Consider the following 13755-nt stretch of genomic DNA (forward strand, 5'->3'; position numbering starts at 1 on the left):
CCGATTTCGATATGGGACCGAGGTCACATAGAGTGGCCTTCGTGCGCCTGCGCGTGCACGGAGTCCCTAGTAGTTCCACAAGAACCGAAAGAGGCAAGGATGCCCAAGTACGTGTACCGCTTCAGCGAGGGTGACAAGGACCAGAAGGACCTCCTGGGCGGCAAGGGAGCGAACCTGGCGGAGATGACCCGCCTCGGCCTGCCCGTTCCCCCCGGCTTCACCATCACCACCGACGCCTGCCGCGCCTACCTGGCCGACGGCGAGGTCCCCGACGAGCTCGCCGTCCAGGTCACCACCGCTCTTCGCGGCGTGGAGGAGGAACTGGGGCGCGAGCTGGGCGCCGCCGAGGATCCGCTGCTCGTCTCGGTGCGCTCCGGCGCCAAGTTCTCCATGCCCGGCATGATGGAGACCGTCCTCAACATCGGCCTCAACGACGCCTCCGTGAAGGGCCTGGCCGCCACCAGCGGCGACGAGCGCTTCGCCTGGGACTCCTACCGCCGGCTCATCCAGATGTTTGGCAAGACCGTCCTGGACATCGACGGCGAGCACTTCTCCGACGCCCTGGACGCCAAGAAGGCCGAGCGCGGCGTGAGCCTCGACTACGAGCTGGACGTGGACGCGCTCACCGAGCTCGTCGAGCAGTACAAGGCGATCGTGCGCGAGCAGGCCGGCATCGACTTCCCCCAGGACCCGCGCGCCCAGCTCGACATGGCCACCGAGGCCGTCTTCCGCTCCTGGAACACCGAGCGCGCCCACATCTACCGCCGCCGCGAGAAGATCCCCCACGACCTGGGCACGGCCGTCAACGTGTGCACCATGGTCTTCGGCAACATGGGGGAGACCTCCGGCACCGGCGTGTGCTTCACCCGGGACCCCTCCACCGGGCGCACCGGCGTCTACGGCGACTACCTCGTCAACGCCCAGGGCGAGGACGTCGTCGCCGGCATCCGCAACACCCTGTCCCTGGCCGACCTCGAGCGCCTGGACAAGAGCTCCTACGACGAGCTGCGCTCCATCATGCGGCGCCTGGAGACCCACTACCGCGACCTGTGCGACATCGAGTTCACCATCGAGCGCGGCAGGCTGTGGATGCTCCAGACCCGCGTGGGCAAGCGCACCGCCGCGGCCGCCTTCCGCGTGGCCACCCAGCTCGTCGACGAGAAGCTCATCACCATGGACGAGGCCCTCACGCGCGTCTCCGGCGAGCAGCTCACCCAGCTGATGTTCCCCCAGTTCGACGACGAGTCCGCCCGCGACCTGCTCACCCGGGCCATGCCCGCCTCCCCGGGCGCCGCCGTGGGCTACATCGCCTTCGACAACGAGGAGGCCGTCGCCCGCTCCGAGAAGGGCGACCAGGTCATCCTCGTGCGCCGCGAGACCAACCCCGACGACCTGCCCGGCATGGTGGCGGCCGCCGGCGTGCTCACGGCCCGCGGCGGCAAGACCAGCCACGCCGCTGTCGTCGCCCGCGGCATGGGCAAGACCTGCGTGTGCGGCGCCGAGGCCCTGGAGGTCGACGCCGCCGGTAAGACCCTGCGCGTGGCCGGCCGCGACGAGGTCTTCACCAGTGATGACATCATCGCCATCGACGGCACCACCGGCGAGGTCTTCCTCGGCCAGGTCGACGTCGTCGACTCCCCGGTCATGACCTACCTGCGCCGCGGCCTGGCCGAGGCCCTCGACGTGGCCGGCGACGTCGACACCCGCGAGCTCGTCACCTCCGTGGACCGCCTCATGCGCCACGCGGACAAGGTCCGCCGCCTTGAGGTGCGCGCCAACGCCGACACCCCCGACGACGCCCGCCACGCCATCCACCGCGGCGCCCAGGGCGTGGGCCTGTGCCGCACCGAGCACATGTTCCTGGGCGAGCGCAAGCAGTTCGTCCAGAATCTCATCCTGGCCGCCTCCGACGCCGAGCGCGAGGCCGCCCTGGCGGCCCTCCTGCCGCTGCAGAAGGGCGACTTCATCCAGATGTTCGAGACGATGAACGGCAAGCCCATGACGGTGCGCCTCATCGACCCGCCGCTGCACGAGTTCCTCCCGGACCTGACCGAGCTGAGCGTCAAGGTGGCCGTGGACCGTGAGCGCGGTGAGCTGGACCCGGCCGATGAGGAGCTCCTGGCCGTGGTGCGCAAGAACCACGAGTCCAATCCGATGCTCGGCCTGCGCGGGGCCCGCCTGCTGCTGACCATGCCGGGCCTCATCGAGCTGCAGGTGCGCGCCATTGCCGAGGCCGCTGTCGAGCGGCTCAAGGTCGGCGGCGACCCGCACCCGGAGATCATGATCCCGCTCATCGGCTCGGTGCGTGAGCTTCAGCTGGCGCGCGAGCGCGTGGAGCAGGTGCTGCGGGAGGTCTCCGAGGCCTCCGGCTACACGCTCGACTTCCCGGTGGGCTGCATGATCGAGCTGCCGCGCGCGGCCGTCACCGCCGCCCACATCGCCGAGGAGGCCGACTTCTTCTCCTTCGGCACCAACGACCTGACCCAGACCACCTGGGGCTTCTCGCGCGACGACGTCGAGGGCTCCTTCGTGGGCCGCTACATCGACGACGGCATCTTCGGCATCTCCCCCTTCGAGACCATCGACGACCACGGCGTGGGCGGCATGGTGCGCCTGGGCGTGGAGCGCGGCCGCTCCACCAAGCCGGAGATGAAGATGGGCGTGTGCGGTGAGCACGGCGGGGACCCCGAGTCCATCGTCTTCTTCCACCGCGTGGGCCTGGACTACGTGTCCTGCTCGCCCTTCCGGGTGCCGGTGGCCCGCCTGGAGGCCGGGCGCGTCGCCGTCGAGGACAAGGGCGAGTAACCGCGAGCAGCACCGCGGCGCAGCCGCCAGAGGCTGAAAGCAGTCACGAGCGGAGCCGGCCGGTTCGACCCGAGGGGGTGAGCCGGCCGGCTCCATCGTGCGTGCTGGGTGCCCTGTGAGCCCTGGGTGCGCCGTGTCCTGCCGGCACTGCACGTGGTCCGGGTGCTACTGGGGGAGGTGCGGGTGTACTCCACGGGGTCTTGACCTCGTGCAGTGCGGTCGACTCCCGGCCAGTGCCACCCGAGGCCCGTGCAGTACGCCCGGCCTCAGCCCGCGTCCGGCCTCAGTCGCGGTTCATGAGCACCTGGGCGAAGCGCGCCGTCTGGGAGGGCTTGAGGTCGGGCAGGTAGGCCCGGGCGATCGCGATCCCCACGGTGGGCAGGTCGACGACGTCGGGGACCGCCAGGTACATGGGCACCGCCCGCGGCTTGAACTTGCGCTTGTAGGCGTGCAGGGAGGCGAAGCCGTAGGCCGGCTCCAGCACGGAGGCCAGCAGGTCGAGCAGCGGGTCGAAGGGGGAGGCGGCGCCGCCGTCGGCCGGTGCGGAGCGGGTCAGCGGCGCCCCGGACAGGGACAGGATCTCCAGGCCCTCGGCCTGGGCGTCCTGGGCGGCGCGCCCGATGAGGAACTCCATGACGGGGCGGAAGCCGCCCTCGCGGCGCCGCATGAAGTCCAGGGTCAGGCCGATGATCCGCCCGTCGCGGTAGACCGGCAGCCAGGAGGTGACGCCCTGGACGGTGCCGTCGGCGTCAACGGCCAGCAGCAGGCGCGTCTCGGAGTCGTCGAGCTCGGCCAGGCCGCCGAGGGTGAATCCCATCTCCGGCAGCGGCTTGTCACTGGCCCAGGCCTGGGAGATGGCGCGGATCTGGTCGCGCTGGCCGGCCGGGCAGTCGCAGAAGGTGGTCCACACGGCCTCGATGCCCTCCTTGCGGGCGTGGTTGAGGGCGGTGCGCACGTCCTGGTAGGCCTTGCCGCGGAAGGCCAGGTCCGGCAGGTCCAGGACGGCCTCCTCGGCCACCTGCAGAATCGTCCAGCCCATGGCGCGGGCCGCCTCCATGGCCGGGGCGTGCACTGTGTAGAGGGCCGGGATGAGTCCGGCGTCGGTGGCGAAACCGGCGAAGTCGCGCACCGCCTGGGCCACGTCGGCGTCGTCGGCGGCCGGGTCCCCGACCGTCAGGGCGACGTCGCGGCTGGGCCGGTAGGAGAAGCCAGCCGTGCCCGACTCATTGACCCAGGCCTCGTTGCCCTCCCAGGTGAGCATCCAGCCCAGGGTCCCGGCGCCGCGGCTGCGCACCAGCTCGGTGAGCTCCTCGCGGCTGGAGACCCGGGTGCGGGCGGGCGCCGACTGGGCGAGCCACACCCACAGGATCGTCAGGAGCCACACGGCGACCGGCACCCACTCGGTGACGAGGTGGGCCATCGGGGTCAGGGGCTCCACGATGAGGCCCATGATGCCGCCGGTGCTCACGGGCAGCAGGTAGGACAGGTAGGTCTCCAGCAGGTCGGACCAGGTCGCGTAGGGGGAGAAGTCCCGGGAGATGAGCAGTCCCCCGAACACGCTGACGGCGGCCCCACCGAGGCCGGTGAGGACCCAGGCGATGACGGCGCGGCGGATGACGCCGGGGCGTGAGCCCAGGGTGAAGCAGCTCCTCTTCCACACCACGAGGCTGATGACCACGATGTTGAGCAGCAGCGGCACCAGCAGGTGGCCGGAGTACAGCCAGCTGTGCAGGATCCGGGCCGTGGTGGTGGCGGACTCGGGCAGCTGCTCGTCGATGATCTTCTCCACCAGGGCGAACATGGCGGCGCAGGCCCCCAGGAACATCTGGAGGGCGATCGTGCCCAGGGCCGCCGAGCGGCGTCCGCGGCGCAGACCGTCGGCCAGGACCAGCTGAAGAACGGCCGGCATGCACAGCAGGAGCAGCTCGACCGGGTAGACGACGGCGTCCTTGGGCAGGATGGCGGGGGTCAGCCCGTAGCGGGCGTCGGCCAGGGGGCCGGCGGCGTTGCTCAGGACCGCCAGGGCGCAGCCCACCGACCAGCAGGCCACCAGGAAGGCCACGAGCTCGCGCTCCACCCGCCGGGGCAGCTCCTGGGAGGGGGCGGTCTGCTGCCCGCGCTCCAGCACGATGCCCAGGACGAGGCCGACGACGCCCGACCCCAGGCGCGCCAGGGCCCCCACGGTGCCGGTCACCGCGGCCGAGACGATGAGGACGGCGAACATGACCAGGCGCACGCGACGCCGCCAGGAGGGGCGCATGACACTGGTGGAGGCCGCCACCAGGCCGGCCATGGGCAGGCTGACACCCTGGATCGGGGCGTGGACGAGGTAGGGGGACCAGGCCTCCCACACCCGCCCGATGAGCGGGTAGAGCGCCTGGGCCAGGGCGATGCCCCCGGCGGCGGAGATGACGCCGGTGACCAGCCACCGCTGCGTCCCCAGGAGCCGCTCCAGCAGGACCCCGATGGACAGCAGCGCGATGACGCCCGCCACCGGCACCAGGTGGCCGGGGGCCGCCCAGGCGGTCAGCAGGGTCCAGGCCCGCTCGGGCCGGTTGATGAGAGCGGCCAGGGCCATCTGGCCGCGGTGGCCCCAGGGCATGAGGACGAGCCCGACCAGGAGGACGATCACGGCGGAGGCGGTTGCCGCCGGTGCCGGGGCCAACCAGGTGCGGGTGGCCCGCCAGGCCCGGTGCGCGTATGACCTGAGGCCCGAGGCCGGCGCGGACGACGACGCTGTTGGCGCGGACGACGGCGCTGCGGCCCCGGAGGTAGTAGAGGTGGTAGCGGGCGCCCCGGGGCGCTTCCGGGCGGGCCGGGAGGGCTGGGAGGGTTCCGCAGCGGGAGACGGTGAGGAGACGGATGAGGCGGAGGAGGACACCGGGGAGGGGTCGCTCTCGGGTACGTCCGGGGGAGTCGTGGTGGACGAGGCCGACGGCATGAACACTCCTCAGACGGTAGGCGGGGGGAGGTTGACGGTGCGTTAAGGGCCGGTCGGCTCTCTGGGAGGGGCCGGTCAGCCGACATTCTTATCCACTTCGTAGGCATCCTCATCCCCCTCGAGGGGGATGAGCCCATGAGACCGGTCTCTCTAAGAATCAGGGATAACCCTGAGAGAAAACCTCGATATGCGCGTATGGCGGCGGTTTTCTCACTGTTCGGGAGCCGATGCGGCGGCCCGGCGGCCCGCCCTTCGTTGCCATGATGAGATACGCTGCCGTGTGCTGGCGGTCGTGACAGGATGGCTGGGCACTGCGTTTGTGGGCGACTCGACTGTGAGCTGCCCACGCGTGCGCCCGACTGTGCTGGAGGCCATCGCGGAGCAGGACGACGAGGAAAGGCGGCCCCATCCATGGCCATGTACGAGCTCGACGGCAACCACCTCCTGCCCGTGCGCCTGGGACGCTCCGCTGATGCCATCACCCTGTCCCACAGCCTGGTCGCCATCCAGCGTCAGATCGTCGACGTTCTGCGCCGTCCGCTCTTCCCCCTGGCCTGGGACGAGATCGACGGCGGAGCGAGCCTGACCGCCCTGGACGCCACCGGGCAGGTCGTCGTCGTCGAGGTCCTGGAGAGTGTTGACTCCGCGGGGCTGCTGGCCGCCATGTCGCGCCTGACGCAGGCCGCCGCCGCCGGCCGCCGTGAGATCGCCAGCAGGTACGTCGGTGGGCTGGGGGCCTTCAGCGAGGACTGGAACGAGTTCCGCGAGGCCATGCCCGCTCAGGTCGAGGCCGGGCCTCGGCTGACGATCCTGAGCGCCTCCCTGGAGCCCGACGTCGTCGGGGGACTGGGCGTGCTGGCCTCCTCCGGGCTGGAGATCCACGAGGTGGACGTGCGCATCGTGGATGAGTCCCGCATCGTCGTCGTCGTGGAGAAGATCTCCGGGCTGGACGTGGCCGCCGGAGGGCCGCTGCTCGTGGCCCGTGCGCCCCGCCCGGCGCTTGCCGGTTCTACGGCGTCCGCGGCCGGCTCGCGGGCCATCGACGTCTCCGAGCAGGCCGCGCAGGCGAGCCCGGTGACCGGCCCCATCGAGATCGTCATGCCGCAGGAGGATCCCGGAGACGGCGACGCCGCCGGGGAGGCTGCCGGTGGCGGTATTCCCGCGGGTGCCTTCGCCGCGTCGGGCGCTGCCGACGCGCTCTCCGAGCTGTTCGAGCCGGTGGCCGTGACCGCCGAGCAGCCCCAGGTGCACGCCCAGGCGGGTCAGGACCAGGCCGAGGACCGGTCCGAGGACCCCAAGGACCCCGACGACCCGGCCGGGCACGAGGACGGGGACAGGGCCGGGATTGCGGCCGATGAACCGGCTGATGACGCCTCGTCCGCCCCCGCTGAGGGATCGGCCCAGGACACCGCCGGTGGTACCGGGAGCGACCCTGCCGGCGAGGCCGCCAGCGAGGCCTCCGCCGACCTTCCCGGAACAGACGAGCATGCCGCGCGGACCTCCGCCGGCGCCGCCGAGTCCCACGACGACGCCCCCGCCTCCGCGGCGGACTCCCGCGGAGCCGGCCATGAGCGCGCAGACCGCAGCGACAGTGACGGCGGCGCCGACGAGCAGCCCGGCACCGGCAGTGTCGGCCGGGACCTGGCCGACATCCTGAGCGGGGACTCCCTGACCGGCCCCGTCACCGTCGACCTGGGTGACGAGCCGAATGCAGACGACTCCGGCCGCGAAGGGACCGGCAGCGGCGTCGGCACCGGTGCCGGAGAGGGACAGGGCACCGGCGATCCGAGCCGCACAGACCACTCAGACCACACAGACCACTCAGACCGCACAGACCACTCAGACCGCACAGACCGTGCCGACCACACCGGCCGCGGCGACCATACGGACCAGGGCGATGGCATCAGCGCCGAGGCTCACGCCGTCGCCGCCCTGGCCGGAGGCGTGGACATCCTCGGGGGAAGCGCCCTGTCGGCCGGGAGCGGCTCGACTGCCCCCGCCGGTTCAGCACTCCCGAATGCGCCGCGCGGCGCCGCCTCCAACAGCGCCCCCGGTGCCGGGCAGGGCCCCGAGTTCTCGTCCTCCTCCGAGCCCTCCGGTGCCCCGCACGACGTCGACTCCCGCACCCGCAGGGGGCGGCGCTCGCGGGCGACGCAGTCCCGCGAGCAGGAGAGTGCCGCCGCGTCGCCGACGTCTCACGCCGCGACGTCGCCGGCCGCCTCGGGCGTCCCCGAGACTGGTGAGCACTCGGCTCAGGCCGCCGAGGCCTGGTCCACCGTGGCCCCCAACGAGGCCCGCCCGGAGGAGCCCACCGGCGCAGTGCCCCTGGTATCCTGGGAGCCGCTGCGGGGGTCGGCCGACGCGCTCGACCCGGTGGCCGAGGCCCTGGGCGGGGACCCGTCGAAGTCCCTCGTGGTCCAGGAGACCGCGGAGCTGGCTGCGGTCGCCGCCTCGCTGGGGGAGTCCACCCAGCTCATCTGGCAGCGGCTGCGCCGGGGCATCTACCACGAGGCGACCCTGTCGGTGGAGGGTGTCATCACCCTGTCCGACGGGCGCTCCTTCACCGACCCGACCTCGGCCGCCAACGCCGCCCAGGACGTCAGCGACGCCGACGGCTGGCGCGTGTGGCGCGTCGGGGTGCGCGGCGCCCACCTGGGGGACCTGCGCGACGACCTCGCCGACCGCAGCTCCTGAGCCCGCCTGCCCCGGCCCTGGCTGGTACGTCATGAGTGCCGCGGACGCACCTGAGGGCTCGCGGACTGCCCCGCAGAGATGAGTCGCCGGGCCTGATGGTGCGTCCGCGACGAGCCGGGCGTCGGAATCGTCCCTCTCCTCCGCCTGGCCACGTGGCTTGCGTCGTAGGTCGTAAGCGCGCTGCCGTCCCGCGCCCGTAGAGGAGAGCCTCCCGGAACCGTGAGGGTTGAGGCGGCTCGCGGCTTCCCGACCCCGCGGGCCTGGGAGATGATCATGAACGCGACGCGCACCCTGACGCGCAAGACGATGGCCCTGGTTGTCGTGGCCCTGTTGGCGTCCTTGTCCCTGCTGACCGCCTGCGGCCAGGCATCGTCGTCGGCTGGTGTGCCGCCGCCGGAGCCGCCGGCCGGTGAGCACCAGCTGACGACCGAGGACGTCAACGCCTGGCTGGACGGCAAGATCCCCGACGCCCTGAAGAACGGCGACATCCCCGGTGCCGTGGTGACGGTCGTCAAGGACGGCCAGGTGGTCACCACCCGCGGCTACGGCTGGTCCGACACAGGTGCCTCGGGCGGTGATCCGGTGGCGGTGGACCCGCAGAAGTCCCTGTTCCGGGTGGCCTCGATCTCCAAGATCCCGACCTCCATCGCGGCGATGCAGCTGGTGGAGCAGGGCAAGCTGGATCTTGATACGGATATCAGTGCCTACCTCGACTTCGAGATCGAGCGGCGCTTCGATGAGCCCCTCACCCTGCGTCACCTGCTGACCCACTCGGCGGGCTTCGAGCAGAGCATGAAGCTCGCCCAGAATGAGACCAAGCTGGAGGACTATGTCAAGAATAATCAGCCAGGGCAGGTCTTCGCGCCGGGCACCACCCCGGCTTACTCCAACTACGGGATGGCCCTGACCGGTTACATCGTGCAGCGGGTCAGCGGGCAGCCCTTCGAGACCTACGTGCGTGAGCACGTCCTGGAGCCGGCGGGGATGACCACCTCCACCTACGAGCAGCCCCTGCCCGAAGGACTGGCGGGCTCACTGGGCCCGGGCTACACCTCCACCGGCGAGAAGGTTCCCTTTGAGCTCATGGGGGACTTCCCGGCCGGGTCGCTGACCGTGTCGACGCCGGACTTCGCCGCCTTCATGAACGCTCAGCTGAGCCGCTCACCGAAGCTGCTGCGGGAGGAGACCTGGGAGCAGATGTGGTCCCCCGGACTGGGGGAGGACACGCTCGGCAACCGGGCCAAGGCCGGGGAGATGGGGCTGGGCTACTTCGAGCTCACCCGCAACGGCAGACGCGTCGTCGAGCACGGCGGGGACATCCAGGGCTGGCACTCCAAGTTCGAGCTCTACCCCGAGGAGAACACCGGCATCTTCATCTCCTACAACGGTGATAGCAGTAACGTGTCCTCGAACAGCCTGCGGGAGGACCTGGCCCAGGGCTTCGCCGACCGCTACTTCCCCGGCGAGACGGTCAAGGCCTCCGGCAGCAAGGACTCCTCCGAGCGCGCCCGCCAGGTGGCCGGCTCCTACATCTCCAGCAGGGCCCCGTGGGCCACCTTCGCGGCGGCTTGGGTGCCTGTTGTGTTCTCAACGACGATAGAGCATGGCGGTGACGGGCGGCTCGTCGTCGGTGAGAATCGGTATGTCGAGGTCGAGCCCTGGGTCTGGCGACAGGTCGACGGTGCCGGCGCCATCGCTGCTCAGGTCGAGGACGGCAAGGTGGTCAGCCTGAGTCAGGGGCCGGCTTCTGCCCTGCTGCCCATGACACCGGCTCAGCAGGCACTCGCCCCGGTCTTCTTTGCCTGTCTGGTCCTGCTGCTGGTGGTGACGGTGGCCTGGCCGGTCGGGGCGCTGCGACGACGTCGAGCCCTCAAGCGAGGTCAGGAAGCCAGCGCTCCGGTGCCGTGGCTGACCCGCGTGGCCCGTGGTGGCGGGGCCGTGGCACTGGCTGCGCAGCTCACCTGGATCCTGGTCCTTGCCGTATTCATGGTTACTCAGGCGGCCGTCGTCGGCGCTCCTTCCTGGATCGTCCCGGTGATCCGGGGTGCCCAGGTGCTCCAGGCCCTCGGGGTGGCGGCCGTCATCCCGGCGGCAGCCGACCTCGTCATCGCTCTGAGGCGCCGCGCGGGCTGGCGGAGAGTCACCATGTCGACCGTACTCCTGGCGGCACTGGTGGCGCTGGCCTGGTGGGCCTGGGCCGGCAACGCCCTGGTGCCCAGGCTCGGACTGTGACCTGGGCGCAGAGGCCGGTGCCCGTCGACGACAATGCAGCCATGAGCCTGTCCGTTCCCGCCAGCGCGCTCTCGATCCAGCGCAACGATGTGCTGCTGGCTCTTACCTTCGCAGTGGTCCAGCCGACGGCTGTGCTTCTCGCGAGCACCATGGTGCCCGCCGGTGCTCGACAGTGGTTCGCCGCGACAGCGATCCCGCTCGGGGTCGAGGGGCTGGCCCTCGTGCTGTGGCGCAGTCGCCCGCTGCTCTGCCAGGCACTGGTGTGGTCGGCGGAGGTCGTGACATCACTGGTTGTTCCGGTGGGATTCATCGCCAGCGGGTACGGCCAGGTCGTGGTGTCCTTCGGTATCGGGATGCGATTTCCCCCACGTCGAACCGTGGCCGTGCTGGCGGCCCTGGCGCTGAGCAGCGCAGCGGTTGACGTGTGGCGCAACCCGCCGGAGCAGTGGCAAAGCGGCATTGTGAGTGCGTTGGTGAAGCTGGCGCTCTACCTGCTGCCGGTGCTGGGCGGCGCAGCACTGGCCAGCAGCCGCAGGTACGAGCGCTCCCGCCAGGAGCTTCTTAGACGCGAGCACGAACGGCAGCTGGAGGTGACCCTCATCCAGGAGCGCCGCCGCCTGGCCGGAGAGCTGCACGACGTCGCCGCCCACCACCTGGCCGGGATCGTCGTGCAGGCGGCTGCGCTCGAGAGGCTGATCGACCGCGACCCGCAGTCGGCCAGGCAGACCGCCCAGCAGCTGCGTAGCCAGGCCAAGGAGACCCTCTCCGGGCTCCGCTCCGTGGTGGGCTTGCTGCGCAGCGACGAGGACGGCCAGGCCTCCGCGCCCGGGCTGCGCGACCTGCCCGAGCTGGTGGCCTCCACCCGCGCGCTCGGTGTCGACATCGAGCTGCTCGACGGCGGCCTGCTGGGCGGCGAGCCCGGTGAAGCGGCCTCCGTCAGAGCCCCTGGCGGCACGCCCGCTGAGGCACCCGCCGATACGCCAGCCCTGCCACCGCAGGCTGAAACGGCCCTCTTCCGGGTCGCGCAGCAGGCCATCAGCAACGCCCTGCAGCACGCTCCGGGCGCCCCGATCACGGTGGAGGTTGAGCGCGCGGCGGCCGCCCTTGAGCTGTGTGTCCTCAACGACCCGGCGCGCATGCCTCCGGCCGACCCCGGTGGCGGCGGCACCGGCCTGACGGTCATGCGGGAGCGGGCGGACGCCGTCGGCGGCTCTCTCCAGGCCGGCCCGGTGGCCGGCGGCGGCTGGCGGGTACGGTTGGTCCTGCCGTTGGCCCAGCAGGCTCAGGAGGAGGACGCGTGATCAGGGTGGTGCTCGTGGACGACCAGGCGGTGGTCCGCGCCGGCTTCCGCATCCTGCTGGAGGAGCACGACGACATCACGGTGGTGGGTGAGGCCTCCGGCGGCAGGGAGGCGGTCCGCGTGGTGCGGGCGGCCCGCCCCGACGTCGTGTGCATGGACCTGCGGATGACCGAGGGTGACGGGTTGACGGCCACGCGCCAGATCGTCGCCGAGCGTGAGGACGCCACCCCGGCGGTGCTGGTGGTCACCACCTTCGACCTGGACGCCGACGTCTTCGGAGCCCTGGAGGCCGGGGCCGACGGATTCATCCTCAAGGACTGCGAGCCGGAGGAGCTCGTCGACGCCGTGCGCAGGCTGGCTGCCGGATTCGGGCTGATCGACCGGGGCGTGACCCGGCGGGTCATCGCCGAGTTCGCCCGCCGGCCGGCCCGAGCCGGGAACGGTGAGGGGCTGGCCGTGCTCACGGGGCGCGAGCGCGAGGTGGTCCAGCTCCTGGCCGGCGGTATGTCGAACGCGGAGATCGCCGCCGCGCTCTTCGTCGAGACCAGCACGGTCAAGTCGCACCTGACGAGGATCCTGCCCAAGATCGGTGCGCGCGACCGGGTGCAGGCCGTCGTGTGGGCCTACCGCAACGGACTGGTCTAGCCCTGTGCGCGGGCGGCCGGCCGCGGCCGTCGTCGGGCCGGCTCAGCGCAGCACGTAGGCGGACATCCAGCGCCGCAGAGCGGAGAAGACCTGCTCGCGCACGGGCGGCTCGGACAGGGTGAGGTCGTGGACCCCGCCGGGGAACCGGGCGATGGTCACGAGCTTGCCGAGCATGACGGCGCGGCGGGCGGTGGCGTCGGCGTCGATGATCGTGTCCGCGTGCCTGGACTCCGGCATCCACGTCACCCCGAGCCGGGTGGTGGCCGCGCCCATCGACAGCACCGGGCAGCGGATGTCCAGGCCCTGGGCGACCCGGTTGTGCCCCTCCATGACGGCCTGCAGCCAGCCGACGCGTACGGGCGCGGAGGGCTTGATCGACCAGGCGGGGTTGATGTCCCAGCCGGTCACGTAGGGGTCGTCGGCCCAGGCCGGGTCGGGCAGCTCGCCGTCGCGCTCGGTATCCCAGCCGTCGGTGATGGAGAAAGCCCGGGCCGGGTCGACCCAGCCGTCGAGGATCGACATGCGCGGGTCGCGCAGCGCCAGGGTGCGCAGGACCGGTTCGCCGACCAGGTGCACGAGCTCGGAGCCCTGGAGCGAGAGCCAGGCGGAGTTGAGGATGAGGGCGCGCAGCGCCCCCGGGTGGCGGTCGGCCCACAGGGCGGCGACGAGCCCGCCGGTGGAGTGGCCGGACAGCACGACCTCGGTCTCCCAGCCCTGGTCGGCGCGGATGGCGGACAGGGCCAGGCCCAGGTCCTCGTCGTAGTCGGCCAGGGAGGTGCACCAGCCCAGCATCTGGCCCTCGCGCCAGGAGCGGCCGTAGCGGCGCAGGTCCAGGGCGTAGAAGGCCCCGCCCAGGCGGGAGATCTCGCGGGCCAGGTGGGTCTGGAAGAAGTAGTCGTTCCAGCCGTGCAGGTAGAGGTAGACGAAGCCGGGGGTGGTGGGGGTGCCCGGCAGGGCGCCCGGGTCCAGGGCGGGCAGGTGGCGCACCAGGGTGGCGACGGCGCCGTCGTCCTCGTCGTCGGGCAGCAGCTCCAGGGTGCGGGCCTCGAATCCCGGGCCCAGGAAGTCCGGCCCCCAGGCGCCCACCGGGGCGTGCTCGGTCGTCTCGTTCACGCTTCTATGATCCCACCGTCGTGTG

7 protein-coding genes are annotated in these 13755 nt (G+C 71.7%); 5 read left to right on the forward strand and 2 right to left on the reverse strand.

Annotated features, from left to right (window positions below):
* Positions 1-99 precede the first annotated feature (99 nt).
* Complete coding sequence (gene ppdK, locus EL340_RS13770; protein WP_126415095.1) at positions 100-2805, forward strand: pyruvate, phosphate dikinase; 2706 nt, start codon at positions 100-102, stop codon at positions 2803-2805.
* A 283-nt stretch (positions 2806-3088) separates the two neighbouring features.
* On the opposite strand, the gene EL340_RS13775 is transcribed toward ppdK, so the two are convergent.
* Positions 3089-5746 carry an MprF family protein gene (locus EL340_RS13775; protein WP_126415096.1) on the reverse strand — a complete coding sequence of 886 codons (2658 nt, stop codon included), beginning with the start codon at positions 5744-5746 and terminating at the stop codon, positions 3089-3091.
* A 411-nt stretch (positions 5747-6157) separates the two neighbouring features.
* Here EL340_RS13775 and EL340_RS15040 point away from each other — a divergent pair, with 411 nt between their 5' ends.
* The 4 genes from EL340_RS15040 to EL340_RS13795 all read left to right on the forward strand — a co-directional run bounded on the left by EL340_RS15040 (position 6158) and on the right by EL340_RS13795 (position 12617).
* The gene (locus EL340_RS15040; RefSeq protein WP_164719403.1) at positions 6158-8440 is read left to right on the forward strand and encodes a restriction system modified-DNA reader domain-containing protein; all 2283 of its coding nucleotides are present in this window, start codon (positions 6158-6160) and stop codon (positions 8438-8440) included.
* Between the two features lie 219 nt (positions 8441-8659).
* Positions 8660-10672 carry a serine hydrolase domain-containing protein gene (locus EL340_RS13785; RefSeq protein WP_232023107.1) on the forward strand — a complete coding sequence of 671 codons (2013 nt, stop codon included), beginning with the start codon at positions 8660-8662 and terminating at the stop codon, positions 10670-10672.
* A gap of 41 nt (positions 10673-10713) precedes the next feature.
* The gene (locus EL340_RS13790; RefSeq protein WP_126415097.1) at positions 10714-11973 is read left to right on the forward strand and encodes a sensor histidine kinase; all 1260 of its coding nucleotides are present in this window, start codon (positions 10714-10716) and stop codon (positions 11971-11973) included.
* A complete protein-coding gene (locus EL340_RS13795) occupies positions 11970-12617 on the forward strand; it encodes a response regulator (protein ID WP_126415098.1) in 648 nt (215 codons plus the stop codon). Before EL340_RS13790 ends, EL340_RS13795 begins: the two co-directional genes overlap by 4 nt.
* 42 nt (positions 12618-12659) lie before the next feature.
* On the opposite strand, the gene EL340_RS13800 is transcribed toward EL340_RS13795, so the two are convergent.
* Complete coding sequence (locus EL340_RS13800) at positions 12660-13730, reverse strand: alpha/beta hydrolase (protein ID WP_126415099.1); 1071 nt, start codon at positions 13728-13730, stop codon at positions 12660-12662.
* Positions 13731-13755: the final 25 nt, after the last annotated feature.

It is taken from the genome of Actinomyces viscosus (assembly GCF_900637975.1).
Classification (GTDB): Bacteria; Actinomycetota; Actinomycetes; order Actinomycetales; family Actinomycetaceae; genus Actinomyces; species Actinomyces viscosus.

Bases quoted from the DNA above. Each gene is read 5' to 3' on its own strand.
- ppdK (WP_126415095.1), top strand. From the start codon at position 100: ATGCCCAAGTACGTGTACCGCTTCAGCGAGGGTGACAAGGACCAGAAG.
- EL340_RS13775 (WP_126415096.1), bottom strand. From the start codon at position 5,746: ATGCCGTCGGCCTCGTCCACCACGACTCCCCCGGACGTACCCGAGAGC.
- EL340_RS15040 (WP_164719403.1), top strand. From the start codon at position 6,158: ATGGCCATGTACGAGCTCGACGGCAACCACCTCCTGCCCGTGCGCCTG.
- EL340_RS13790 (WP_126415097.1), top strand. From the start codon at position 10,714: ATGAGCCTGTCCGTTCCCGCCAGCGCGCTCTCGATCCAGCGCAACGAT.